At 71.3% G+C, this 22,590-nt stretch carries 24 protein-coding genes; 11 read left to right on the top strand and 13 right to left on the bottom strand.

Going from position 1 to position 22,590, the window contains the following annotated elements; genetic code table 11:
• Nucleotides 1–5 precede the first annotated feature (5 nt).
• Together phaC and H2038_RS00675 are read left to right on the top strand one after the other, a co-directional pair.
• Entirely contained in the window at nt 6–1,997 is a 1,992-nt protein-coding gene (gene phaC / locus H2038_RS00680) for a class I poly(R)-hydroxyalkanoic acid synthase (RefSeq protein ID WP_292108530.1), read from the top strand.
• Nucleotides 1,994–2,371: a hypothetical protein gene (locus H2038_RS00675; RefSeq protein WP_292108529.1), complete on the top strand. Its 378-nt coding sequence runs from the start codon at nt 1,994–1,996 to the stop codon at nt 2,369–2,371. The genes phaC and H2038_RS00675 overlap by 4 nt, the downstream gene beginning before the upstream one ends.
• On the opposite strand, the gene msrB is transcribed toward H2038_RS00675, so the two are convergent.
• The 6 genes from msrB to H2038_RS00645 form a co-directional block, all read right to left on the bottom strand.
• Nucleotides 2,355–2,849, bottom strand: coding sequence for a peptide-methionine (R)-S-oxide reductase MsrB (gene msrB, locus H2038_RS00670; RefSeq protein ID WP_292108528.1), 495 nt, complete (start codon nt 2,847–2,849; stop codon nt 2,355–2,357). The two genes, H2038_RS00675 and msrB, sit on opposite strands and share 17 nt — an antisense overlap.
• Nucleotides 2,850–2,899: 50 nt before the next feature.
• Nucleotides 2,900–3,835 carry an N-acetyl-gamma-glutamyl-phosphate reductase gene (gene argC, locus H2038_RS00665; RefSeq protein WP_292108527.1) on the bottom strand — a complete coding sequence of 312 codons (936 nt, stop codon included), beginning with the start codon at nt 3,833–3,835 and terminating at the stop codon, nt 2,900–2,902.
• A gap of 6 nt (nt 3,836–3,841) precedes the next feature.
• On the bottom strand, nt 3,842–4,090 hold the full coding sequence (locus H2038_RS00660) for a hypothetical protein (RefSeq protein ID WP_292108526.1): 249 nt from the start codon (nt 4,088–4,090) through the stop codon (nt 3,842–3,844).
• Between the two features lie 79 nt (nt 4,091–4,169).
• On the bottom strand, nt 4,170–4,661 hold the full coding sequence (gene rpsI, locus H2038_RS00655) for a 30S ribosomal protein S9 (RefSeq protein WP_292108525.1): 492 nt from the start codon (nt 4,659–4,661) through the stop codon (nt 4,170–4,172).
• 2 nt (nt 4,662–4,663) lie between these two features.
• Entirely contained in the window at nt 4,664–5,140 is a 477-nt protein-coding gene (rplM, locus tag H2038_RS00650; protein WP_292108524.1) for a 50S ribosomal protein L13, read from the bottom strand.
• A 326-nt stretch (nt 5,141–5,466) separates the two neighbouring features.
• Complete coding sequence (locus H2038_RS00645) at nt 5,467–6,258, bottom strand: thiazole synthase (protein ID WP_292108523.1); 792 nt, start codon at nt 6,256–6,258, stop codon at nt 5,467–5,469.
• Nucleotides 6,259–6,399: 141 nt separating this feature from the next.
• On the opposite strand from H2038_RS00645, the gene H2038_RS00640 reads away from it, so the two are divergent.
• A complete protein-coding gene (locus tag H2038_RS00640; RefSeq protein ID WP_292108522.1) occupies nt 6,400–7,953 on the top strand; it encodes a sulfatase in 1,554 nt (517 codons plus the stop codon).
• A 4-nt stretch (nt 7,954–7,957) separates the two neighbouring features.
• Here H2038_RS00640 and thiS read toward each other — a convergent pair whose 3' ends face one another.
• Entirely contained in the window at nt 7,958–8,155 is a 198-nt protein-coding gene (gene thiS, locus H2038_RS00635; protein ID WP_292108521.1) for a sulfur carrier protein ThiS, read from the bottom strand.
• A gap of 97 nt (nt 8,156–8,252) precedes the next feature.
• On the opposite strand from thiS, the gene aroQ reads away from it, so the two are divergent.
• Genes aroQ through aat form a run of 4 tightly spaced genes read left to right on the top strand, consistent with a single transcriptional unit; the run spans nt 8,253 to nt 11,304 of the window.
• The gene (aroQ, locus tag H2038_RS00630; RefSeq protein ID WP_292108520.1) at nt 8,253–8,720 is read left to right on the top strand and encodes a type II 3-dehydroquinate dehydratase; all 468 of its coding nucleotides are present in this window, start codon (nt 8,253–8,255) and stop codon (nt 8,718–8,720) included.
• Nucleotides 8,721–8,739: 19 nt separating this feature from the next.
• Nucleotides 8,740–9,246 (top strand): acetyl-CoA carboxylase biotin carboxyl carrier protein, encoded by a 507-nt coding sequence (gene accB, locus H2038_RS00625; RefSeq protein WP_292108519.1) that lies wholly within the window; start codon nt 8,740–8,742, stop codon nt 9,244–9,246.
• 4 nt (nt 9,247–9,250) lie between these two features.
• Complete coding sequence (gene accC / locus H2038_RS00620) at nt 9,251–10,603, top strand: acetyl-CoA carboxylase biotin carboxylase subunit (protein WP_292108518.1); 1,353 nt, start codon at nt 9,251–9,253, stop codon at nt 10,601–10,603.
• A 5-nt stretch (nt 10,604–10,608) separates the two neighbouring features.
• The gene (aat, locus tag H2038_RS00615; RefSeq protein ID WP_292108517.1) at nt 10,609–11,304 is read left to right on the top strand and encodes a leucyl/phenylalanyl-tRNA--protein transferase; all 696 of its coding nucleotides are present in this window, start codon (nt 10,609–10,611) and stop codon (nt 11,302–11,304) included.
• On the opposite strand, the gene H2038_RS00610 is transcribed toward aat, so the two are convergent.
• Together H2038_RS00610 and H2038_RS00605 are read right to left on the bottom strand one after the other, a co-directional pair.
• Nucleotides 11,271–11,951 carry a DUF2155 domain-containing protein gene (locus tag H2038_RS00610; RefSeq protein WP_292108516.1) on the bottom strand — a complete coding sequence of 227 codons (681 nt, stop codon included), beginning with the start codon at nt 11,949–11,951 and terminating at the stop codon, nt 11,271–11,273. The two genes, aat and H2038_RS00610, sit on opposite strands and share 34 nt — an antisense overlap.
• The gene (locus H2038_RS00605; protein ID WP_292108515.1) at nt 11,948–12,340 is read right to left on the bottom strand and encodes an NADH:ubiquinone oxidoreductase subunit NDUFA12; all 393 of its coding nucleotides are present in this window, start codon (nt 12,338–12,340) and stop codon (nt 11,948–11,950) included. The genes H2038_RS00610 and H2038_RS00605 overlap by 4 nt, the downstream gene beginning before the upstream one ends.
• Nucleotides 12,341–12,546: 206 nt before the next feature.
• Between H2038_RS00605 and H2038_RS00600 the strand changes: the two genes are divergently transcribed.
• The 3 genes from H2038_RS00600 (at nt 12,547) to H2038_RS00590 (ending at nt 16,469) form a co-directional block, all read left to right on the top strand.
• Nucleotides 12,547–14,970: a TSCPD domain-containing protein gene (locus H2038_RS00600; RefSeq protein WP_292108514.1), complete on the top strand. Its 2,424-nt coding sequence runs from the start codon at nt 12,547–12,549 to the stop codon at nt 14,968–14,970.
• Nucleotides 14,971–15,026: 56 nt separating this feature from the next.
• Nucleotides 15,027–15,512 carry a pentapeptide repeat-containing protein gene (locus H2038_RS00595; protein ID WP_292108513.1) on the top strand — a complete coding sequence of 162 codons (486 nt, stop codon included), beginning with the start codon at nt 15,027–15,029 and terminating at the stop codon, nt 15,510–15,512.
• Nucleotides 15,513–15,575: 63 nt separating this feature from the next.
• Nucleotides 15,576–16,469, top strand: coding sequence for a pentapeptide repeat-containing protein (locus tag H2038_RS00590; protein WP_292108512.1), 894 nt, complete (start codon nt 15,576–15,578; stop codon nt 16,467–16,469).
• Nucleotides 16,470–16,529: 60 nt separating this feature from the next.
• Here H2038_RS00590 and aspS read toward each other — a convergent pair whose 3' ends face one another.
• Nucleotides 16,530–18,311, bottom strand: a complete 1,782-nt coding sequence (aspS, locus tag H2038_RS00585; protein ID WP_292108511.1) for an aspartate--tRNA ligase — start codon at nt 18,309–18,311, stop codon at nt 16,530–16,532.
• A 244-nt stretch (nt 18,312–18,555) separates the two neighbouring features.
• Here aspS and H2038_RS00580 point away from each other — a divergent pair, with 244 nt between their 5' ends.
• Nucleotides 18,556–19,245, top strand: coding sequence for a chromosomal replication initiator DnaA (locus tag H2038_RS00580; RefSeq protein WP_292108510.1), 690 nt, complete (start codon nt 18,556–18,558; stop codon nt 19,243–19,245).
• 11 nt (nt 19,246–19,256) lie between these two features.
• Here H2038_RS00580 and H2038_RS00575 read toward each other — a convergent pair whose 3' ends face one another.
• The 3 genes from H2038_RS00575 to gatB form a co-directional block, all read right to left on the bottom strand.
• On the bottom strand, nt 19,257–19,787 hold the full coding sequence (locus H2038_RS00575) for a hypothetical protein (RefSeq protein WP_292108509.1): 531 nt from the start codon (nt 19,785–19,787) through the stop codon (nt 19,257–19,259).
• A 10-nt stretch (nt 19,788–19,797) separates the two neighbouring features.
• Nucleotides 19,798–20,889: a zinc-dependent alcohol dehydrogenase gene (locus tag H2038_RS00570; protein WP_292108508.1), complete on the bottom strand. Its 1,092-nt coding sequence runs from the start codon at nt 20,887–20,889 to the stop codon at nt 19,798–19,800.
• A 128-nt stretch (nt 20,890–21,017) separates the two neighbouring features.
• Nucleotides 21,018–22,490, bottom strand: coding sequence for an Asp-tRNA(Asn)/Glu-tRNA(Gln) amidotransferase subunit GatB (gatB, locus tag H2038_RS00565; protein ID WP_292108507.1), 1,473 nt, complete (start codon nt 22,488–22,490; stop codon nt 21,018–21,020).
• Nucleotides 22,491–22,590 lie beyond the last annotated feature (100 nt).

The following is a 22,590-nucleotide window of genomic DNA, read 5'->3' as shown; positions in this document are numbered from 1 at the left end:
AGTTCATGGCCCGACGCCCGACCGAGCCGCCCGCGTCCGACGCCCCGCGTCCGCCGCGCAAGCCCGGACGCCCCACCTCGGCCAAGCCGCCGCGGCCGCGGGCGCGCAAGGCCGCCGCGCCGGCCCCACAGCCCACGGCGGCGCCCGAACCCGAGCCGCAGGCTCCGCCCCGGCCGCAGGCGGAGGCGACGCCTTCCCAGCCGCCCCCGGCCTCGCCCGCCGACCCCTTCGCGGGCCAGCGCGAAATGCTCGAGACCCTGTCGCTGAACCTCGCCAAGGCGGCCATGACCGCCCAGGCCGCGATCGCCGAGGCGGCGCTGGCCCAGGCCGACCGCCCCGCCGCCCTGTCGCCGGACCCGTTCAACGTCGCCCCGGCCATGACCAGCGTCATGTCCAGCCTCGCCGCCCGGCCGGACAAGCTGTTCGCCGCCCAGGCCGACCTGTTCAACCGCTACATGGACCTGTGGGCCTCCGCCGCCCGCCGCGCCGCCGGCGAGGAGGCCCCGCCCGAGCCGTCGAAGGACAAGCGCTTCAAGGACCCGGCCTGGACCGAGAACCCGATGTTCGACGTCATGCGCCGCTCCTACCTCGCCACGGCCGACTGGATGAACGGCCTCGTCGCCTCGGTCGAGGACGTCGACCCGCGCACAAAGCGTCGCGCCGAGTTCTTCACCAAGCTGCTCACCGACGCCTTCTCGCCCTCCAACTTCCTCGCCTCCAACCCCGCCGCCCTGAAGGCTTTGGCCGAGACCAGCGGCGAATCGCTGGTCAAGGGGATGCAGAACTTCGCCGCCGACCTCGAGCGCGGGCGCGGCAGGCTCGCCATCAGCCAGGCCGACTACGGCCGCTTCGAGGTCGGGAAGAACGTCGCCACCGCCCCCGGCCAGGTGGTCTGGCGCGACGAGCTGTTCGAGTTGATCCAGTACGATGCGGCTACGGAGACGCAGCGCCAGATCCCGCTGCTGATCTTCCCGCCGTGGATCAACAAGTTCTACATCCTCGACCTGCAGCCCGAGAACTCCATGATCCGCTGGCTGTCGGCCCAGGGGTTCACCGTCTTCGTCTGCTCCTGGGTCAATCCCGACGTCGACAAGGCCGACTGGGGCTTCGACGACTACCTGCGCAAGGGGATCTACCGCGCCGTGGAGAAGGCGCTGGAGCAGGCGCAGACCGACCGCATCAACACCGTCGGCTACTGCATCGGCGGCACCCTGATGGGGGCGGCCCTGGCCCACATGGCCGCCCACGGCGACACGCGGGTCAACGCCTGCACCTTCTTCGCCGCCCAGCACGACTTCGCCGAGGCCGGCGACCTGCTGCTGTTCACCGACGATCACTGGCTGCAGGAGATCGAGCAGCAGATGGACGCCGCCGGCGGCGTCCTGCCCGGCGCGGCCATGGCCGACACCTTCAACGCCCTGCGCGCCAACGACCTGATCTGGTCCTTCTTCGTCAGCAACTACCTGCTGGGCAAGGACCCGCCCGCCTTCGACCTGCTGTTCTGGAACGCCGACCAGACGCGCATGCCGAAGAAGCTGCACATGGACTACCTGCGCTCCATGTACGGGCGGAACGCCCTGACCCGCGGCGAATTCGAGATCGGCGGCGTCCGCGTGGACCTGTCGAAGGTGACGATCCCGCTCTACTTCCAGGCCAGCCGCGAGGACCACATCGCGCCGATGAAGTCGGTGTGGCGTTCGGCCAGGGCCTTCCGCAACGCCGACGTCACCCTGACCCTGGCCGGCTCCGGTCACATCGCCGGGGTGGTCAATCCGCCTTCGGCCAACAAGTACCAGCACTGGATCAATCCGAAGCTGCCCGAGACCCTCGACGACTGGCTGGCCGGCGCCGAACAGCGTCCCGGCAGCTGGTGGGGCCACTGGGCCGAATGGCTGCACGTCCGCTCGGGCGACTGGGTTCCGGCGCGGAATCCCCTCAAGGGTCCGCTCAAGCCGATCGAGCCCGCGCCCGGCTCCTATGTGAAGGTCAAGTCTTGAACCGCAACGTCAACATCCTGCTGGCGGTCACCAGCGTCCTCGCCCTGACCCTGGTCACCGCCAGCGCCATCTTCAGCGCCCGGCCCGAGCAGCGGCCCATCTACTTCGGCGCCGCCCTGCTCAGCGCCCTCGGCTTCATGCTCCTCAACGGCCTGTGGATGAACAGCCGCAAGCGCAAGCCGAAGCCGCTGATCGACCGCAACGCGCCCGCCACCGTGATCATGGCCATGGTCTTCCCCCTGGCCATCATCCTGTCGGCCGTCCTGCCCCTGATCGCGCCGGGCGGCGACTACGGCCTGATGCTGATCATGGCCGGCATCTGGACCGGCCTGACCCTGCAGTCGGCCCGCGCCGCCCTCAGGCCGCCGGCCTGAAGGCCAGGGCCGCGCCGTTGTTGCAGTAGCGCTTCCCGGTCGGGCGCGGCCCGTCGTCGAACACATGCCCCTGGTGCCCGAGACAGCGGGCGCAGTGATACTCCGTACGCGGAAAGCCGATGGCGAAGTCGGTCTTCGTCCCGACGTTGGCGTCCATCACCCGGTAGAAGCTGGGCCAGCCGGTGCCGGAATCGTACTTCCACTCCGACCGGAACAGCGGCAAGTCGCAGCCGCGGCAGACGAAGGTCCCGCGCCGGCGTTCCCGGTCCAGCGGACTGCTCCCCGGCCGCTCGGTGGCCTCGTGGCGCAGCACGCGCCAGCTGAGCTCGGGCAGGCGCGCCCGCCACTGCGCGTCGGTCAGCCGCCGGAACGGCGAGTCGGCGTACCGCGCCGCCTGGGCGTCGGCGGTCTCCGGCGCGCATCCCGCCAGGGCGGCGGCGCCGGCGGTGAGCAGCAGCGAACGGCGATCGAGGGTCATGATGCGGATACGTCGGAACGCCCCCGCCGGATGGCAAGCGGCGCCGCGGCTCAGACCAGCCCCGTCCCCTCGTCCAGCCCCAGCATCAGGTTGAGGTTCTGCACCGCCGCGCCCGAGGCGCCCTTGCCGAGATTGTCCAGCAGGGCCACCAGCCGCGCCTGCTCCCCGCCGCGGTCGCCGAACACGTGCAGCCGCATGCGGTTGGTTCCGTTCAGCCCCTCCGGCGACAGGCCGGTCATCGCCTCGGTCTCCTCCAGCGCGGCTGCCTCGACGAAGCGCGCGTCCGCATAGGCCTCGACCAGCGCCCCGTGCACCACCTCGACCGAAGGCGAGCCCGGCAGGGCGGCCAGGTGCAGCGGAACCTCGACCAGCATGCCCTGCCGGTACGCCCCCACCGCCGGCGCGAACAGCACCGGCCGCTCCAGCCCGGCGTGCCGCGTCATCTCCGGCACATGCTTGTGCTTCAGCGACAGGCCGTAGGCGCGATACGGCGGCGCGCCCTCCCCCGCCTCGAACTCGGCGATCATCTGCTTGCCGCCGCCCGAATAGCCCGACACCGCATTGACCGTCGTCGGCCAGCCGGCGGGGATGATCCCCGCGCTGACCAGCGGCCGCACCAGGCCGATGAAGCCGGTCGGATAGCAGCCCGGGTTCGACACCCGCGTCGCCGCCGCGATCCTCGCCCGCTGCCCCGGCGCCATCTCCGGAAAGCCGTAGGTCCAGGCCGGATCGACCCGGAACGCCGTCGAGGCGTCGATCACCCGCACCGCCGGGTTCTCGATCATCGCCACCGCCTCGCGCGCCGCGTCGTCCGGCAGGCACAGGATCACCGCGTCCGCCGCGTTCAGCGCCTCGCGCCGGGCGTCGACATCCCGGCGCCGGTCGCCGAGCAGCAGCAGTTCGAGATCCGGGCGCGCCTCCAGCCGCTCGCGGATCTCCAGCCCGGTGGTCCCGGCTTCGCCGTCGATGAAGATGGTGTGGGCCATTGTGAGCTATCCAAAAAAGAGGTCGAGCCGGCCCAGAGCGATCAATCCCAGGAAGCCTCCCAGGGCCAGGCCACAGAAGCCCATCAGGGCGACGCTGGTGAAGAAACCAACCGGTTGGCTCCGACGGTAGGTGCGGTAAATCCGCCCTCCGAGCTCCGATCCCGCGACGCCCGTACGCAGCGCGGCCCAAACGTACCAGATCGCGAAGCCCATCGCGGCGAGACCCAAGCCTCCCACCAGCAGACGTTCGATCATTACGGAAAGCTCCGCCCCAAGAAAAAGGGCGCTCCGGTCTCCCGAAGCGCCCCCTCCATAACCGCTTTCGCGATACGCCTTAGCGCTTCGAGAACTGGAACGAACGGCGGGCCTTGGCGCGGCCGTACTTCTTGCGCTCGACGACGCGGGAGTCGCGGGTCAGGAAGCCGTGCGGCTTCAGGACCTTGCGCAGCTCCGGCTCGTAGTGGGTCAGGGCGTGCGACAGGCCGTGGCGGATGGCGCCGGCCTGGCCCGACAGGCCCGAGCCCTCGACCGTGCAGACCACGTCGAACTGGGTCTCGCGGCCGGTGACGACCAGCGGCTGGGCGATCATCATGCGCAGCACGGGACGGGCGAAGTACTGCTCCTGGTCCTTGCCGTTGATGGTGAACTTGCCGGTGCCCGGCTTCACCCAGACGCGGGCGATGGCGTTCTTGCGCTTGCCGGTCGAATAGGCGCGGCCCTGGGCGTCCAGCTTCTGGACGTGGACGGGGGCGTCCTCGGCGACGGTCCCGAGGCCCTTCAGGGCGTCGAAGCCGGTGGCGGTTTCGGTGTTGGCGACGTCGGTCATGCTCAGACGCTCCGGGTGTTCTTGGGCGAGGCCGACTTGAAGTCGATCGTCTCGGGCGACTGGGCTTCGTGGGTGTGCGTGGCGCCGGCGAACAGGCGCAGATGCGTCATCTGCTTGCGGGCCAGCGGGCTTTCCTTCGGCAGCATGCGCTCGACGGCCTTCTCGAGCACGCGCTCGGGGAAGCGGCCGTTCAGCACCTTCTCCGGGGTGGTCGACTTGACGCCGCCCGGGTGGCCGGTGTGGCGGTAGTAGACCTTGTCGGTGTTCTTGGCGCCGGTGAACACCACCTTGTCCACGTTGGTGACGACGACGTAGTCGCCGCAGTCGACGTGCGGGGTGTAGTCCGGGCGGTGCTTGCCGCGCAGACGGTTGGCGATGAAGGTCGCGAGACGGCCCACCACGACGCCTTCGGCGTCGATGTGGATCCACTTCTTCTCGACCTCGGCCGGCTTCAGCGAAGCCGTGGTGCTCTTCAGCATTGCGAGGGTTCCTCGGGGACGAAACGGACTGCCCTCCCGAAGCCGGGATGAGCGGAAGGCGCGCTGATAGAGGATGGACGAGCGCCGGTCAATGGCCCAGCATGGCGCTGCAGCCGGTTATATTATTGATACTGCTTGTATTTTTGCAGCCGGTATTAAAATACCGCATTGCGAAGCGGGCCTTGCTTGCCCCCCGACGCCTCACGCGCCCGCTTCTGACGCGCCTGGGCGCATTCCTGCCGGCGCCCCGCCCCGGGGCGCCGCGCCGGTCTGTCAGCGCCGGCGACGCGCGCTTGATCTTTCCCGGAGCTCGGCCCCGGCCGGCTTCAGATCAGCCCCGCCATCGGCGAGCTGGGGCTGGCGTACATCCGCTTCGGCATGCGTCCGGCGAGGTAGCCCTCGCGCCCGGCGATCACCGCGTGCTTCATCGCCCGGGCCATGCGGATCGGGTCTTTCGCCCCGGCGATGGCCGTGTTCATCAGCACCGCATCGCAGCCCAGCTCCATCGCCAGGGTGGCGTCCGACGGCGTGCCCACGCCGGCGTCGACCAGCACCGGCACCTTCGCCTGCTCGACGATCAGGCGGATGTTGACCCGGTTCTGGACGCCCAGGCCCGACCCGATCGGCGCCGCCGCCGGCATGATCGCCGCCGCCCCGGCCTCCTCCAGCCGCTTCGCCATCACCACATCGTCGGTGCAGTAGACCATGACGTCGAAGCCGTCCTTCACCAGCAGGTCCAGCGCCCGCAGCGTCTCGACCATGTCGGGGTACAGGTGCGGCGTGTCCGACAGCACCTCGAGCTTGACCAGGTCCCAGCCGCCCGCCTCGCGCGCCAGCCGCAGGGTCCGCACGGCGTCCTCGCCGGTGAAGCAGCCGGCGGTGTTGGGCAGGAAGGTGAAGCGGTCCGGCTTCACGTAATCCACCAGCATCGGCTGCGACGGATCGGACAGGTTCACCCGCCGCAGGGCCACGGTGACGATCTCCGCCCCCGCCGCCTCGGCGGCCGCGGCGTTCTGGGCGTAGTCGGCGTACTTGCCGGTGCCGACGATCAGCCGGCTGGAGAAGGTCCGTCCTGCGACGGTCCAGGTGTCGGAGGCGGTGTCGGTCCGGGTGCTCATGGACCGGCTTCTAGACCCGCGCCGGGGCCCGGCGAAAGGGCGAGATGGCCGCGGCCAACATTTCGTTACGGAGCTTGTAAGCGGTTACAGGGCCTGCATGCTGGGCGGAGAGAGCGGCGTCGGCCGCCGGGAGGAACGTCCATGACCACGCCCCACCGCCGCCACCTGCTCCAGGGCATGACCGGCATGGCCGCCCTCGCCGCCGCCGGCTGCGCCACGGCCCCCGCACTCCGCGGCTCCGGCCGCGACCGGCCGAACATCATCTTCATCATGACCGACGATCACGCCCAGTCGGCCATGTCCGCCTACGGCAACCGCATCCTGCAGACGCCGAACCTCGACCGGCTGGGCGCCGGCGGCGTGCGCTTCGAGAACGCCTTCGTCACCAACTCCCTGTGCCTGCCCAGCCGCGCCACCTACCTGACCGGCCTCTACTCCCACGCCCACGGCATGGTCACCAACGGGGCCGAGTCCAACTTCCACAACGAGCCGCTGCTCAACCACGACGCCACCTGGCCGGTGATGTTGCGCAAGGCCGGCTACCACACCGGCGTCGTCGGCAAGTGGCACGTCAACACCCCGCCGCAGGGCTATGACTATTCGGCCGTTCTTCCGGGCCAAGGTCAGTATTTCGATCCCCCGATGGACGTGAACGGCGTCCGCACCCGCGGCCGCGGCCACACCGACGACGTCATCGGCCAGACCGCCATGTCGTTCATCCGCGATCGCCCCCGCGACCGGCCCTTCGCCCTGCTGTTCCAGTTCAAGGCTCCGCACCGCGGCTGGGAGCCGGCCGAGCGCTTCAGGAACGCCTTCGCCGACGTCGACATCCCGCCGCCTCCGACCTTCATGGAGGACATCGCCGACCGGCCCCGCGCCATCCGCGCCGCCGACCTGCTGATCGCCGACATGCCCGACTACCGGAACCGGGGCGTCCGCGCCGACATGCCGGTCGAGGAGCGGGCCCGGCTCAACTACCAGCACTTCATCAAGGACTACTACCGGGTGCTGCTGGGCGTCGACGAGAACGTCGGCCGCATGCTCGACCTGCTCGACGCCGAAGGGCTCAGCGAGAACACCGTGGTGGTCTACACCACGGACAACGGCATGTTCCTGGGCGACCACGGCATGTTCGACAAGCGACTGATGTACGAACAGTCGATCAAGGTGCCGTTCCTCGTCCGCCATCCGGCCTCGATCGCGCCCGGCCAGGTCAACCGGGACCAGATGGTGCTCAACGTCGACGTGGCCCCGAGCTTCCTCGACTACGCCGGACTGGAGCGCGACCCCCACATGCATGGCCGCAGCTGGAAGGGCGTGGCCGCCGGCCGTCCCCCGGCCGACTGGCGCCATGACTTCCTGTACCAGTACTTCGAATTTCCGGCGGCCCACTGCGTCCGCCCCCACCGCGGCGTGCGCGACCGCCGCTGGAAGCTGATCCACTGGGAACTGGCGGACGAGTGGGAGTTCTACGACCTGCAGTCCGATCCGAACGAGCAGACCAACCTCGCCGGCCGCCCCGGATACGCCGCCGAGGAGGCCCGGCTGAAGGAGCGGCTGGCGAAGCTGCGTCAGGAGGTCGGCGACGGCGACCTGCCCGGCTACGCCCCGGCCGATCCGGACGACATGCGCTTCGGCGGCTACGGCCTCCCCAACGAGGAAGCCCCCACGTGCCGGCCCCTGCCGCCGGCCTGACGGTTCAGCCGCCGCCGACGAACTGCACCACCTCGATCCGGTCGCCTTCGGCGACCGGCGTGGCCCCGTGCAGCGACTTCGGCACGATCTCCAGATTGCGTTCGACCGCCACCTTGCGCACGTCGAGCCCCAGCTGCTCGACCAGCGCCAGCACCGTGGTCGCGGAGGTTTCCAGAGGTTCGCCGTTGACCTGGATGCGCATGACGCTACGTCAGTCTCCTCTGCGTCCGGCTTGCTTGCCGCGACGCCTCAGCTAAAAGGCCGGTCCGATTCCGGTCGGACGCCACTTCCGCGAGCGAATGCCCGACAGCCCTGTCCTCTACGTCCTCAACGGCCCGAACCTCAACCTGCTTGGGGTGCGCGAGCCCGAGGTGTACGGCCGCGAGACCCTCGCCGACGTGCAGGCGCGCTGCGAACGCGCGGCCGGCGCCGCGACCGTGGTGTTCCGCCAGACCAACCACGAGGGCGAGCTGATCGACCATGTCCAGGAGGCGCGTACGAAGGCCGACGCCCTGGTCATCAACCCCGCCGGCTACGGCCACACCTCCGTGGCCCTGCTCGACGCGCTGAAGACGCTGACGATCCCGATCGTCGAGTGCCACCTTTCCAACCCGGCGGCGCGCGAGCGCTTCCGGCATCGCTCCTATGTGTCGGCGGTCGCCGCCGGCGTGGTTTCGGGCTTCGGCCCGTTCGGTTACGAACTGGCGGTCCAGGCCGCCCTCGGCCTGGTGCAGGAACGCAGCCGGTCCGCGGATCGTTCGCTCTAGACAGGGACAAGAGGCTCCGATGTCCGACAAGACCCCCCGGCAGAAGACCGACGACAGCGGCATCGACGCCGCCCTCGTGCGCCAGCTCGCCGACATCCTCAACGACACCGATCTGACCGAGATCGAGGTCGAGAAGGACGATCTGAAGATCAAGGTGAAGCGCGAGGTGACGGTCTCGGCCGCGCCGGTCCACTACGCGCCCGCGCCCCAGGCCGCCGCGCCCGCGGCGCCGCCGGCCCCCTCGGCCCCGGCCATGCCTTCGGATCCGGCGACCATCGTCGCCCGCGCCGGCGAGGAGGTGAAGTCGCCGATGGTCGGCACCGCCTACCTGCAGCCCTCGCCCGAGGCCCCGCCGTTCGTCCAGCCGGGCGACAAGGTCAAGAAGGGCCAGACCCTGCTCATCGTCGAGGCCATGAAGACCATGAACCCGATCCAGGCGCCGCGCGACGGCGTGGTGGCCGAGGTGCTGGTCGGCGACGCCCAGCCGGTCGAGTTCGGCGAGCCGCTCGTCCTGCTCGAGGCCTGAGCCGATGTTCACCAAGGTCCTCATCGCCAACCGCGGCGAGATCGCCCTGCGGATCCACCGCGCCTGCAAGGAGATGGGCATCTCCACCGTCGCCGTGCACTCCGAGGCCGACCGCGGCGCCATGTGGGTGCGGCTGGCCGACGAGAGCGTCTGCATCGGGCCGGCCCCGGCGGCGAAGTCCTATCTGAACATCCCCTCGATCATCGCCGCCGCCGAGATCACCGGCGCCCAGGCCATCCACCCGGGCTACGGCTTCCTGTCCGAGAACGCCCGCTTCGCCGAGATCGTCGAGGCCCACGGCATGACCTTCATCGGCCCCCGCCCGGAGCACATCCGGGTGATGGGCGACAAGATCACCGCCAAGCAGACGGTCAAGGACGCCGGCATCCCCGTGGTGCCGGGCTCCGACGGCGAGGTGGAGACCGTCGAGGCGGCCATCGAGGCCTCGAAGTCGATCGGCTTCCCCCTGATCGTCAAGGCCGCCGCCGGCGGCGGCGGGCGCGGCATGAAGGTGGCCCTGACCGCCGACGACCTGGTCGAGGCCGTCCAGACCGCCCAGTCCGAAGCCCTCGCCGCCTTCGGCAACGGCGCCGTCTACATGGAGCGCTACCTCCAGAAGCCGCGCCACATCGAGCTGCAGGTGATCGCCGACAGCCACGGCAACGTCGTCCACCTCGGCGAACGCGACTGTTCGCTGCAGCGCCGCCACCAGAAGGTGCTGGAAGAGGCCCCCTCGCCCGCCCTGTCGGCGAAGGAGCGCGCCGCCATCGGCGAGACCGTCAACAAGGCCATCGCCGCCATCGGCTACCTCGGCGTGGGCACCATCGAATTCCTCTGGGAGGACGGCGAGTTCTTCTTCATCGAGATGAACACTCGCCTGCAGGTCGAGCATCCGGTGACGGAAATGATCACCGGCGTCGATCTGGTGCGCGAGCAGATCCGCATCGCCGCCGGTCTGCCGCTGTCCTTCACCCAGGCCGACGTCAAATTCACCGGCCACTCGATCGAGTGCCGCATCAACGCCGAGAACCCGGAAACCTTCACCCCCTCGCCGGGCACGGTGAACGACTTCCACGCCCCCGGGGGGCTGGGCGTGCGGCTGGATAGCGCCATCTACGCCGGCTATACGATCCCGCCCTACTACGACAGCCTGATCGGCAAGCTGATCGTGCACGGCCGCGACCGCGAGGAGTGCGTCGCCCGCCTGAAGCGCAGCCTCAACGAGATGGTCGTCGGCGGCGTCGACACCACCATCCCGCTGTTCCAGAAGCTGCTGCAGGAGCCCGACATCCTGTCCGGCGACTACGACATCCACTGGCTGGAGAACTGGGCGAAGCGCCAGAAGGGCGAAGCCTGACGGCGGTGGACGAACCCGGCTTCAGCGCCAGCCCGCCCTTCGGCCGCTTCGGGCCGGACGAACTGCTCCGCTGCTACGCCGCCGGGGTCTTTCCCATGGCCGAGGGCCGCGAAGACCCGCGGATCTTCCTCGTCGAGCCGGACCAGCGGGGCGTCATCCCGCTGGACGGCTTCCACATTCCCGCCCGTCTCCGCCGCACGGTCCGCGGCGACCCCTTCGAGATCCGCGTCGACACCGCCTTCGACGCCGTCGTCGACGCCTGCGCCGCGGCGGCCCCGGGGCGGGAGGAGACCTGGATCAACGATCCCATCCGCCGGCTGTATGGCGAGCTGAACGCCCGCGGCCACGCTCACTCGATCGAGTGCTGGCGGGACGAGCGCCTGGTCGGCGGGCTCTACGGCGTCAGCCTCGGGGGCGCCTTCTTCGGCGAGAGCATGTTCAGCCGCACGCCCGACGCGTCCAAGGTCGCCCTCGTCCACCTGGTCGCCCGCCTCCGGCGCGGCGGCTGGCGCCTGCTGGACGCCCAGTTCATGACCGAACACCTGGGCCGCTTCGGCGCCGTCGAGATCGCCCAGCCCGTCTACCTCCGGCGGCTGCGGGCGGCCCGGGCGGTCCGGCCGGACGCCGCCGCCCTGTTCGCGCCGATGAGCGGGGCCGAGGCCGTCGCCTACGCCCTGCAGCCCACCACCCAGGCGTCGTAGATCGGGTGCTGCAGCCCGTTCACGCCGGGCGAGGAGGCGAACATCCAGCCGCGGAAGACCTCCCGCGGCTCGCCGCCCTGCAGCAGGCCGCGCGGCTGGATGCGGAACTCCAGATAGGCGATCGCGTCCGGCACCAGTTCGTCGGCGGCCGAGACCTCGCAGGCGCGTGCGCTGACGATCAGCGAATCGGCGAAGCGGACCGGCCGGCCGCCCACCTCGACCGCGAAGCGCATGGTCTCGGCGGTGATCTTGTCGACCGCCTCGACGATGGCCACCCGGCGGCGCTGGCGGCGCGCGGGATCGGCGGTCTCGGCGACCTCGGCGGCGGCGGGCGTCGGTTCGTCCGCCGCCGTTTCCTCGTCCTCCGCCCCGGCTTCGGGCTCGGGGACCGTGGCCTCGGGCGGCGCAGCCGGCGTTATCGCGACCGGGGCCACCGGGGCGGGGGCCGCCTCGGGCGCCGGCTCCAGCGGCGGCACGACGACGGCGGGCGACGCCGGGCGGGCCGGCTGCCGGTTCAGCTCGGCCGTCGGGTCCTGCACCGGCTGCGCATCCTGCGGCAGGTCCTCGAGCGCGGCCGCGACGACGCCGCCGGCGGCGAGCGCCGCCGCCGCCGCCAGCCCCGCCAGCAGGCCCCGGCGGCGGCTCATTCGGGCTTCCAGGCCTCGTAGTCGCCGGTCGCGGCGGGGCGCACGCCCTCGGCCGCCAGCGAGCCCTTGGGCCGCCAGGCCATCGGGGTGCCGGTCAGGTTCGGCAGGTAGTCCGTCTCCCACGCCTTGCGCGGCAGCGGCTGCTCCGTCGGCGGCTCGTCGATCGTGTAGTGCAGCCAGCCGTGCCACTCCGGCGGCACCTTCGAGCCGTCGGCGTAGCCGTTGTAGACCACCCAGCGCCGGCGGCGGCCGTCGTAGCTGGTGTTGTCGCGGGACAGGTAATAGCGGTTGCCGAAGTCGTCGGTCCCGACCAGCTGGCCGCGCTTGGCGATGGTGAACAGGGTGCCGATGGTCGCGCCGTCCCACCAGCCGAAGATCTTGCCTAGCACGTCGGGAAATCCACTCGATTCGGGTCGGCCGGACACCCCGGCGACAGGGCGACGATCATAGAAACCTGCGGCGTCCGCGTCCAGCGGCGCTCCGGCCGCCGCGCCCTCAACATCTTGGGGGTAAGACGCTTCCGGCGGCCCAGATTTATTGCCCCGGCCGCGCGGCGCGCGCTAGCCTGCGTCAGCCGCCGCATCGAGACCGCGTCATGCGCCCGACCTTCCGCCTCGCTCCCCTGCTCGACCGCACCCCCCGCCCGCCGCGCACGGTCGAGCGCGGTCCGGCGCTGATCGAGGTCGCGGCGCCCGCGCACTGGACCGACGCCCAGATCGACGCCTGGCTCGACTGGGCCGCGGACGAGGGCCTCGGCGTCGCCGGGCCCGATCCGCTGGCGGCCGCCTGCGCCGCCTGGAGCCGGCGCCGGGGCCTGACCGGCGTCGACGCCGCCGAGGCGACGGCCGCGCTGCTGCTCGGCGTCGCCAGCCCGGCCCGGCCGCCGCAGACCGCCGGGGCCGAGGCGCCGCCGCTGGATGACCCCGCGGCCCCTCGCTGGCTGGCCCAGGAGGTCGCCCGGCGCCGGGCCCGCCGGCTGGCGGGGCCCGCGACCGGGGCCGCGGCCGCGGCGCTCGCCGACGTGGCCGAGGCGGTGCGCCGGTGCGAGGGCCCCGCGGCAGACTGCGCCGACCCGGCCCGGAACCCCGCCCTCGCCCGCGCCGCGCGGGCCGCCCGGGCCGCCGGGGCGCCGGATGCGGACATCCTCCGCGCCGCCCGCGGCGGCGAGACCGCCGTCGACCTCCCCGAGCCTGCGCCCCTGCCGCCGCTGGTCATCGTCGCCGACCGGGAGCTCGTCGCCTCCGGCGCGCCGGAGGCCGGCCTGGCCGCGCGCGCCGGCCTCGACGGGGACGTGGTCGTGGTCTTCGAGCCGGAGACGGCGGAGGCGCTGGCCGACCGCAGCGCCGGCGAGGCCATGCTGCTTTCGCTGCCGCGCCTGCGCGACCTCGCCGACCCCGGATTCGACGCGGCGCTCGCCAGCCAGGTCTCGCTCTGGGCGCGGGTCCTCGGCCGGGACGGCGCGGCATGGTCGCTGGGTTTGGGCGGGCTGGCCGACCACCTGCTCGCGGCCGCGCCGACGGACGTGGAGGCGGACGCCCGGACGCTGGCCGGCCAGGTCCGGCAGGCGGCCGGGGCGGCCGGGGCGCGACTGAGCCTGTTCGTCGACGACCCGGAGGCCGCCCTCCGCCTCGCCCTCGGTCCGCTCGCCGCGGTCGAGGCGTTCCAGACCGGCGACGGCGAGATCGCCCGCCGGCTCCGGCCCTCGATCGCCGCGGCCCTGACCGCCTGCGGCGGAGACGTGGAGTCCGCCGAGCGCCGCTTGTTCGGCCGCCGCACCCTTGCGGGAGCGCCGGGTCTCGATCACGCCCGGCTGCGGGCGCGCGGCTTCACCGACGTCGAGCTGGAGGCGGTCGAGCGGGCGCTGGCCGTCGTCGAACGGCTCGAGGACGCCTTTCATCCGGCGGTTCTCGACGAGGGCTTCGTCCGCGACGTGCTCGGCCTCGAGCTGCCCGCCGGGGAGCCGGCGCTGGCCCATCTCGGCTTCGACCCGGCGGAGACGGCCGCCGCCGCGGCCTGGGCCCTCGGTCGCGCCGACCTCGCGGACTGGCCGGACGCGCCGCCCGCGCTCGCGCCGGCGCTCGCCGATCCGGCGGCCTTCGAGGCGGGCGTCCGCCGCGCCTGCGAGCCGTTCAGCGCGGCGCCCGACATTCTGGCGCGGCCCCTGCCGTGGGACGCCGGCGAGGCCTCGGGGGTCAGGGCGCTGGCCGACGCGGCCCGCGAGGGCGCCCGGGCGGTGCGCCTCGCCCGCGCCGCGCCGCCGCCGGGGCCCCTGTTCGACCTGCCCGACGCCCCTCCGTCGGCGCCCGAGCGGGCGCGGGAGCCGGAAGCGCGGACGGTAGAGCGCGTGGTCGAGAAGGTCGTGGAGCGCGACCGCACCCGCCGCAAGCTGCCGGACCGCCGCAAGGGCTACATCCAGAAGGCGGCCGTGGGCGGCCACAAGGTCTACATCCACACCGGCGAGTACGAGGACGGCGAGCTCGGCGAGATCTTCATCGACATGCACAAGGAAGGCGCGGCCTTCCGCTCGCTGATGAACAACTTCGCCATCTCGATCTCGATCGGGCTGCAGTACGGCGTGCCGCTCGAGGAATTCGTCGACGCCTTCGTGTTCACGCGCTTCGAGCCCGCCGGAAAGGTCACGGGCAACGACTCGATCAAGTCGGCGACCTCGATCCTCGACTACATCTTCCGCGAACTGGGGGTGTCCTATCTCGGTCGGCAGGAGCTCGCCAACGCCGACCCGGGAGCGGGCGACGGTCTGGGCGGCGGAGGCGGCGGCGGCGAGGACGAAGCGACGACCGTCCCCGCCGCGCGGCTGATCTCCCGCGGGTTCGCCCGCGGCGCGACGCCCGACAACCTCGTCGTCGTGCCGTTCGGGCGCAGGCGCGACGCGTCGGCGAACGCGGCCGCCCCGCCCATCGCCCACGCCTGTCCGGAGTGCGGCGACATGGCCCTGAAGCCCCAGGGCGGCGGCTGGATCTGCGAGACCTGCGGCGCGGCGCCTTCGATGCAGGGTTAAGTCAACGAATCGGCGCCACCCTGCCCGCGACTGGTCCTTCAGACCCGGAGCCCGCCATGCGCCTGCCGATCGTCCTCGCCGCCGTCCTTCTCGCGGCCGCGCCCCCCGCCTACGCCCAGAACGCCGGCCAGATCGCGCGGGTGCGGGGCGGCGCCAGCTGCAGCGGCTGCAACCTGTTCCAGGCGGAGCTGTCCGGGCTGCAGGCGCGCGGTCTCAACCTGTCGCGGTCGCGCCTGCGGCAGGCCGACCTCAGCCTGGTCGTGATGAACCGCACCCGCTTCGACGGCGCCGACCTGCGGGACGTGGAAGCCTACGGCGGCGTCTTCTCCGGCTCCAGCTTCGCCGGGGCCGACCTGACAAACGCCAGCTTCGTCGGCGCCTATCTCGACGGATCGAACTTCCGCGGCGCGAACCTCTCGGGGACGAATTTCGCCGGCGCCTCGCTGGAGCGCACGACCGGGCTGACGCAGGCGCGGCTCAACCAGGCCTGCGGCGACGAGGCCACCCGCCTGCCGCCCGGCCTGTCGATTCCGCGCTGCTGAACCGCCACCGACCTTACCACGAATTAAGTAGGGACTTTCGGGCGTTGGCGGCATGAAGAAGGCGTGACCCAGTTCGCCCAACTCCCTGTCCGCCGCCTCCTCGCCGCCGGGGCCGCCCTCGGCGCCCTTGCGGCGGCCGCGCCGGCGACGGCCGAGATCCAGCTGCAGTACTCGTTCCAGGACCGGGACGTGGCGCGCATGGTCTCGCTGGGCGGCTCCTGCAACCGCTGCGAGCTGTCGGGCCGCGATCTCTCCGGGGCCGCCTTCACCGGCGCCATGTTCACCAATGCGACCCTGGTCGGCGCCAACCTGCGCGGCGCGGAGATGATCGGCTCGAACTTCTCCGGCAGCGACTTCACCCGGGCGGAGCTGATCGGCGCCGACATGATGGGCGCCAACTTCACCGGGGCCACCTTCGCCCGCGCCGATCTCAGCGGGGTGATGGCCACGGGCGCCACCCTGGTCCGCGTCCGCTTCGAACGGGCCAACCTGACCGGCGCCGAGCTGAACGGCGCCAACCTGAACGGCGCGGTGCTCGCGGACGCGCGGCTCTCCGGCGCCGAGATGAATGCGACCACCCTGGCCAATGCCGACGCCCGGGGCGCCGACTTCTCTGCGGCCGAAATCAGCATGTCGAACCTGTCGAACGGCGACTTCCGCAACGCCTCGTTCCGCGGCGCCGAGCTGAACGGCGCGCGGCTGACTGGCGGCCGGTTTTCAGGAGCCGACTTCCGTGAGGCGGAGCTGAACCGCGCTGACCTGCGCGGCGCCGACCTGTCGGGCGCCCGCGGCCTGACGCAGGAACAGGTGGGCCGCGCCTGCGGCGACGCCGGGACGCGCCTGCCGGGCGGCCTGACCGCGCGCGCCTGCCGCGGCGTGCGCATCGCGCCCCCGGCCCCGCCCGCGCCGCCAACGCCGCCGCGGGTGCGCAACCTGGTCATGGCCAGCGGCAACTGAACAGGAAAGGCCCCGGTCGACGACCGGGGCCTTCTTTGCGGTCCGGCGCGGATTGCGATCTCAGCCCTTGAGCGGCAGGGCCGTGCGGATGTGCAGCTCCTTGAGCTGCTTCTCGGTCACCCCGGCCGGCGCGCCCATCAGCAGATCCTCGCCCTGCTGGTTGAGCGGGAAGGCGATGACCTCGCGGATGGCCGTCTCGCCGGCCAGCAGCATGACGATGCGGTCAATGCCCGGCGCCAGGCCGCCGTGCGGCGGGGCGCCGAAGCGGAAGGCGTTCAGCATGCCGCCGAACTGCTCCTCGACCACCGAGGCGTCGTAGCCGGCGATCTCGAAGGCCTTCAGCATGATCTCGGCCTTGTGGTTCCGGATCGCGCCCGAGCACAGCTCGTAGCCGTTGCAGACGATGTCGTACTGATAGGCGAGGATATCCAGCGGATCCTTGGTCTCCAGCGCCTCGAGCTCGCCCTGCGGCATGGAGAAGGGGTTGTGCGAGAAGTCGACCCGCTTCTCCTCCTCCGACCACTCGAACATCGGGAAGTCGACGATCCAGCAGAAGCGGAACTCGTCGTCGGCGATGAGGCCCAGGTCCTGGCCGAGCTTGATTCGCGCGTTGGCGGCGAACTTGTGGAACACGGCCGGATCGCCGGCGGCGAAGAAGGCGGCGTCGCCCTGCCCCATGCCCAGCGCCTTCATCAGGGCGTCCGTCGCCTCGGCGCCGAGGTTCTTGGCGATCGGCCCGCCCCAGGCGCCCTGGTCCTCGGACCAGAAGATGTAGCCGAGGCCCGGCTGACCCTCGCCCTGGGCCCAGCTGTTCATCCGGTCGCAGAAGGCGCGCGAGCCGCCCTTCGGCGCCGGAATGCCCCAGACGGCGTTCTTCGCATCCGCGCCGAGGATTTTCGCGAACAGGCCAAAACCGCCGTCGCGGAAGTGGTCCGACACGTCCTGCATCTCGATCGGATTGCGCAGGTCCGGCTTGTCGGTGCCGTACTTCGCGATGCTCTCCCGGTAGGGGATGCGCACGAAGGGATAGGGGTCGACCTTCTTGCCGTCGGCGAACTCCTCGAACACCCCGTGCATCACCGGCTCGATGGCGGCGAACACGTCCTCCTGGGTGACGAAGCTCATCTCGACGTCGAGCTGGTAGAATTCGAGCGAGCGGTCGGCGCGCAGGTCCTCGTCGCGGAAGCACGGGGCGATCTGGAAATAGCGGTCGAAGCCCGAGACCATGAGCAGTTGCTTGAACTGCTGCGGCGCCTGCGGGAGGGCGTAGAACTGGCCGGGGTGCAGCCGCGAGGGCACGAGGAAGTCGCGCGCGCCCTCCGGCGACGAGGCGGTCAGGATCGGCGTCTGGTACTCGAGGAAGCCCTGGTCGACCATGCGCCGGCGGATCGAGGAGATCACCTTCGACCGCAGCACGATGTTGCGGTGGAGGGTCTCGCGGCGCAGGTCGAGATAGCGGTGCCGCAGCCGGATCTCCTCAGGATACTCCGGCTCCCCGAACACCGGCAGCGGCAGCTCGGCGGCCTCCGAAAGGACCTCGACCGCCTTCACCCGCACCTCGATCTCGCCGGTGGGCAGGTTGGGGTTCACCGTGCCGGCCTCGCGCAGCACCACCTCGCCGTCGACCCGGATCACGCTCTCGGCGCGCAGGCGCTCGACGACCTCGAAGCCCGGGGTTTCCGGGTGCAGCACCAGCTGGGTCAGGCCGTAGTGGTCGCGCAGGTCGATGAACAGCAGACCGCCGTGATCCCGCTTCCGGTGCACCCAGCCGGACAGGCGGACGGCCGAACCGGCGTCGCTCGCGCGCAGGGCGCCGCAGGTGTGGGAGCGGTAGGCGTGCATGGCGTCTTCGTCTTGGATTCGGGCGCCCGGCAGGGCGCAATTCGGGAGCGCGGAAGGGCGCATCATCGCCCCGGAAAGTCAAGGCTGGGGGGCCGCCAGGGGCTTCGGCGGCGCGCCCGCCCCCTCGGGCGTCCCTGTCCCGTCCGCCGGGTGTTCACAGCACATCCACAGCCATGTGATCTTGTCCACGACCGGCCGGGAACCGGATCTTCCTCCGCGCCGCCGTCTGCTATGGTGAACGGGAATGATCGCGCGCCCCGCCCCGCCTGACCAGATGCGTCTGCCGTTGCAGAGCGACCTGCCCGACGGCGTCGCCGGCTTCGTGGTTTCGGACAGCAACCGCGCCGCCTGGGAGGCCGTGCGGGACTGGCCGAACCTGATCGGCGGGGTGATGGCGATCTGCGGTCCCGGGGGATCGGGCAAGAGCCGGCTGGGCCAGCTCTGGGCCGAGCGGGTCGGCGCGACCGCGGTGCACGGCGCCGAGGCGGCCCTGGTCGACCCGCTCGAGATCGAGGGGCGGCCCGTGCTGCTCGACGACGCCATGCAGGCGGACGACGAGACCCTGTTCCACCTGATCAACCTCGCGCAGGCCCCCGGCGGCGCCCTGCTGCTGGTCGACCGGCCGGCGCCGTCGGCCTGGGAGGTGCGCCTGCCCGACCTGCGCTCGCGTCTGGATGCGGTGATCAGCGTGCCCGTCGAGGCCCCCGACGACGCCGTGCTGGCCGCCATGCTGGAGGCCCGCTTCGCGGAGCGCGGCATCCGCCCGGCGAAGGACGTCATCCCCTACCTGCTGCGCCGGATCGACCGCTCCGCGGCCGCTGCCGCGGCGGTGGTGGAGCGGCTGGACGCCCTGCACCGGCCGGTGACCCGGGCGCTGGCGCGGGAGGTCGTCGAGGGGGGCGACCCGACCGGAGAGCTGTTCGGCGAGGCCTGAGCCGGCCCGGCTCAGCGCCGCCGGCGCATCAGCAGCACGGCCGCCGTCAGCACCACCCCGGCCGCGATCACGGTCGCCGCCGCGGCCTCCCGCGAGCGCGCATGCGGAACCACCCCGGTCTCGACCAGCGGATTCGGCAGACGCCCCCGCCCGAGGTCGTCCAGCAGGCCCTCGACCGTATTGACCCGGTCGGCGAGGATGAGCAGCAGCCAGTGCCCCCACTGACTCTCGCTCAGGCGGAACGCCTGCCGCCGCAGCACGCCGCTCAGACCGCGGGGCGGGACAGAGGTCCCCATCGTCGCCGGGCGGGCCTTGTGCTCCACCGAGGCGAGGATCTCCACCTCCGCGGTCTGCAGGGCCGGGCGGCTCCAGTTCATGCCGGGACCGTCGTCGCCGGCCCGGTCGCGCATCGGCCAGGTGGGGTCGTTTTCCGGATCGGCGTCGACGCCCCAGCCCACCACGGTGGTCGGGTCGATCCGGGGCGCGGCGGCGGGCGGGGCCTTGCGGGCGGCGGCTTCGGCGCGGTCGCTCTGGGTCTGCATGACGTCCTCCTCAGGCCGCGTTGGGGATCAGGACCGGCTTGATGCAGCCGTCGAGCTTGGACGAGAACAGGTGATAGCCCTCGGCCACCTCCTCCAGCGGCAGGCGATGGGTGATGATCCGCTTGGGGTCGATGCGGCCTTCCCTCACATGCTCGACCAGGCGCGGCAGCAGGCGCTTCACCGCGGCCTGGTTGGCGCGGATGGTGATGCCCTTGTTCACGACATTGCCCATGGGGACCATGTTGCCGGTCGGACCGTAGACGCCGACGATCGACACCACCCCGCCCTTCTTCACCGAGTTGATGGCCCAGTGCAGCGGCACGGCGCTGCCGGCCTCGAGCTTCAGCTTCTTGCCGAACAGGGTGTGCCAGGCGTTGCCCGAGGCGTCCGCCCCTACGGCGTCGATGCACACGTCGGCGCCGATGTCGGTGATCTTCTTGAGGAAGACTACGGGGTCGCCGATCTCCCGGAAATCGTAGACCTCGGCCGGGCAGTAGTCCCGGGCGAAGTCCAGCCGGTACTCGTGGTGGTCGATGACGATCACCCGGCCGGCCCCGAACAGCCAGGCGCAGCGCGCCGCCAGCAGGCCCACCGGACCCGCCCCGAAGACCACCACGGTGTCGCCTGTCTGGATGCCGCCCATCTCGGCCGCCTGGTAGCCGGTGGGGACCACGTCGGTGAGCAGCACCGCGTCGTCCGGGTCCATCCAGTCGGGAATGACCATCGGCCCGAAGTCCGCATAGGGCACGCGCGCATACTCCGCCTGGCCGCCGTCGTAGCCGCCGGCGGTGTGGGAGTAGCCGAAGATGCCGCCCACCGCGGTGGCCTCGGGGTTGGACTCGTGGCAGTTGCCGAACAGGCCCTGCTTGCAGAAGTGGCACTGGCCGCAGGCGATGTTGAAGGGGACCAGCACATGGTCGCCCTTCTTCAGGTTCTCCACCGCCGGGCCGACCTCCTCGACCACCCCGCAGAACTCGTGGCCGAAGGTCATCCCCACCCGGGTGTCGGGGACCATGCCGTGGTAGAGGTGCAGGTCCGAGCCGCAGATGCACGACCGGGTCACCCGGACGATGGCGTCCCGGGGATGCTGGATCCTCGGCATCGGCTTCTCTTCGATGCGGACCCTGCGCGGTCCCCGGTAGTCCATCGCCAGCATGTTGCGCTCCCTGCGTCCGAGGAAGTGCAACCGGGCCTGCCCGGGATGGTTCCGCCCGGCCGGCGGCCGGACGCCTAGAGACCCAGCTTCGCCTTCAGGATGTCGTTGACCGCCGCCGGGTTGGCCTTGCCCCCGGTCGCCTTCATCACCTGTCCGACGAACCAGCCGATGGCCTGGGGCTTCTCGGCGACGGCGGCGGCCTTGTCCGGGTTGGCGGCGATGATCTCGTCCACCGCCCTCTCGATCGCCCCGGTGTCGGTGACCTGCTTCAGGCCGTGCGTCTCGACCACCTCGGCCGGCGAGCCCTCGCCGTTCCAGACGTGGTCGAACACCTCCTTGGCGATCTTCGACGAGATGGTCCCGTTCTCGATCAGCTCGACCAGCTGGGCGACGTGGGCGGCCGGCAGCGGGTTTTCGGCGAAGTCCTTGCCGGCGGCGGCGAGTCGGGCGGAGACCTCGTTGGTCACCCAGTTGGCGACCAGCTTGGCGTCACGGCCCCTGGCGGCTTCCTCGAAATAGTCGGCCTTGGCCTGTTCGGAGATCAGAACGCCCGCGTCGTACTGCGACAGGCCGTACTGGCTCATGAACCGACGGCGCTTCTCGTCGGGCAGCTCCGGCAGCGAGGCCTTGATCTCGTCGATCCAGGCCTGCTCCAGCTCAAGCGGCAGGAGATCGGGATCAGGGAAGTACCTGTAATCGTGCGCCTCTTCCTTCGAGCGCATCGAGCGGGTCTCGCCCTTGCCCGGGTCGAACAGCCGCGTCTCCTGGACGATGGAGCCGCCGTCCTCGAGGATCTCGATCTGGCGCCGGGCCTCGTAGTTGATGGCCTGGGCGATGAAGCGGAACGAGTTGACGTTCTTGATCTCGCAGCGCGTGCCGAACGGCTCGCCGGGGCGGCGCACCGAGACGTTGACGTCGGCGCGCAGGTTGCCCTTCTCCATGTCGCCGTCGCAGGTGCCGAGATAGATCAGGATGGTGCGGATCTTCTTGACGTAGGCGACCGCCTCCTCAGGCGTGCGCAGGTCGGGCTTGGAGACGATCTCCATCAGCGCCGTGCCGGCCCGGTTGAGGTCGACGTAGCTCTCGGTCGGCGACAGGTCGTGGATCAGCTTGCCGGCGTCCTGCTCCAGGTGCAGGCGCTCGATGCCGACCTCGAAGAAGGTCCCGTCCTCGCGCTCCACCTCGACCACGCCCTCGCCGACGATCGGGTGGTACAGCTGACTGATCTGATAGCCGGTCGGCAGGTCCGGATAGAAGTAGTTCTTCCGGTCGAACTGGCTCTTCAGGTTGATCTTCGCCCGCAGGCCGAGGCCCGAGCGCACCGCCTGCTCGACGCAGAAGCGGTTCAGCGTCGGCAGCATGCCGGGGAAGCCGGCGTCGACCAGCGACACCTGCTCGTTCGGCCCCGCCCCGAAGCCGACCGCCGCGCCGGAGAACAGCTTGGCCTTCGACGCCACCTGGGCGTGGATCTCCAGCCCCATGACGATTTCCCACGGGCCGGTGCGGCCCTGGATGAGTTTGGTGTCGGCGGTCGTGGTGTCGGTCATGCGGTCTTCTTTATCCCTCTCCCGGCGGGAGAGGGAGGGGCCCGCTCAACGGAGTTGAGCGGGAGGGTGTGGGCCGGGTTTCGGCCGCGGGAGCGGCGTC

The sequence above is a fragment of the Brevundimonas sp. genome, assembly GCF_013912005.1.
GTDB lineage: Bacteria > Pseudomonadota > Alphaproteobacteria > Caulobacterales > Caulobacteraceae > Brevundimonas.
The sequence above is the reverse complement of the archived record's forward strand: the minus strand, read 5'-3'. Positions and strand labels throughout refer to the sequence as shown.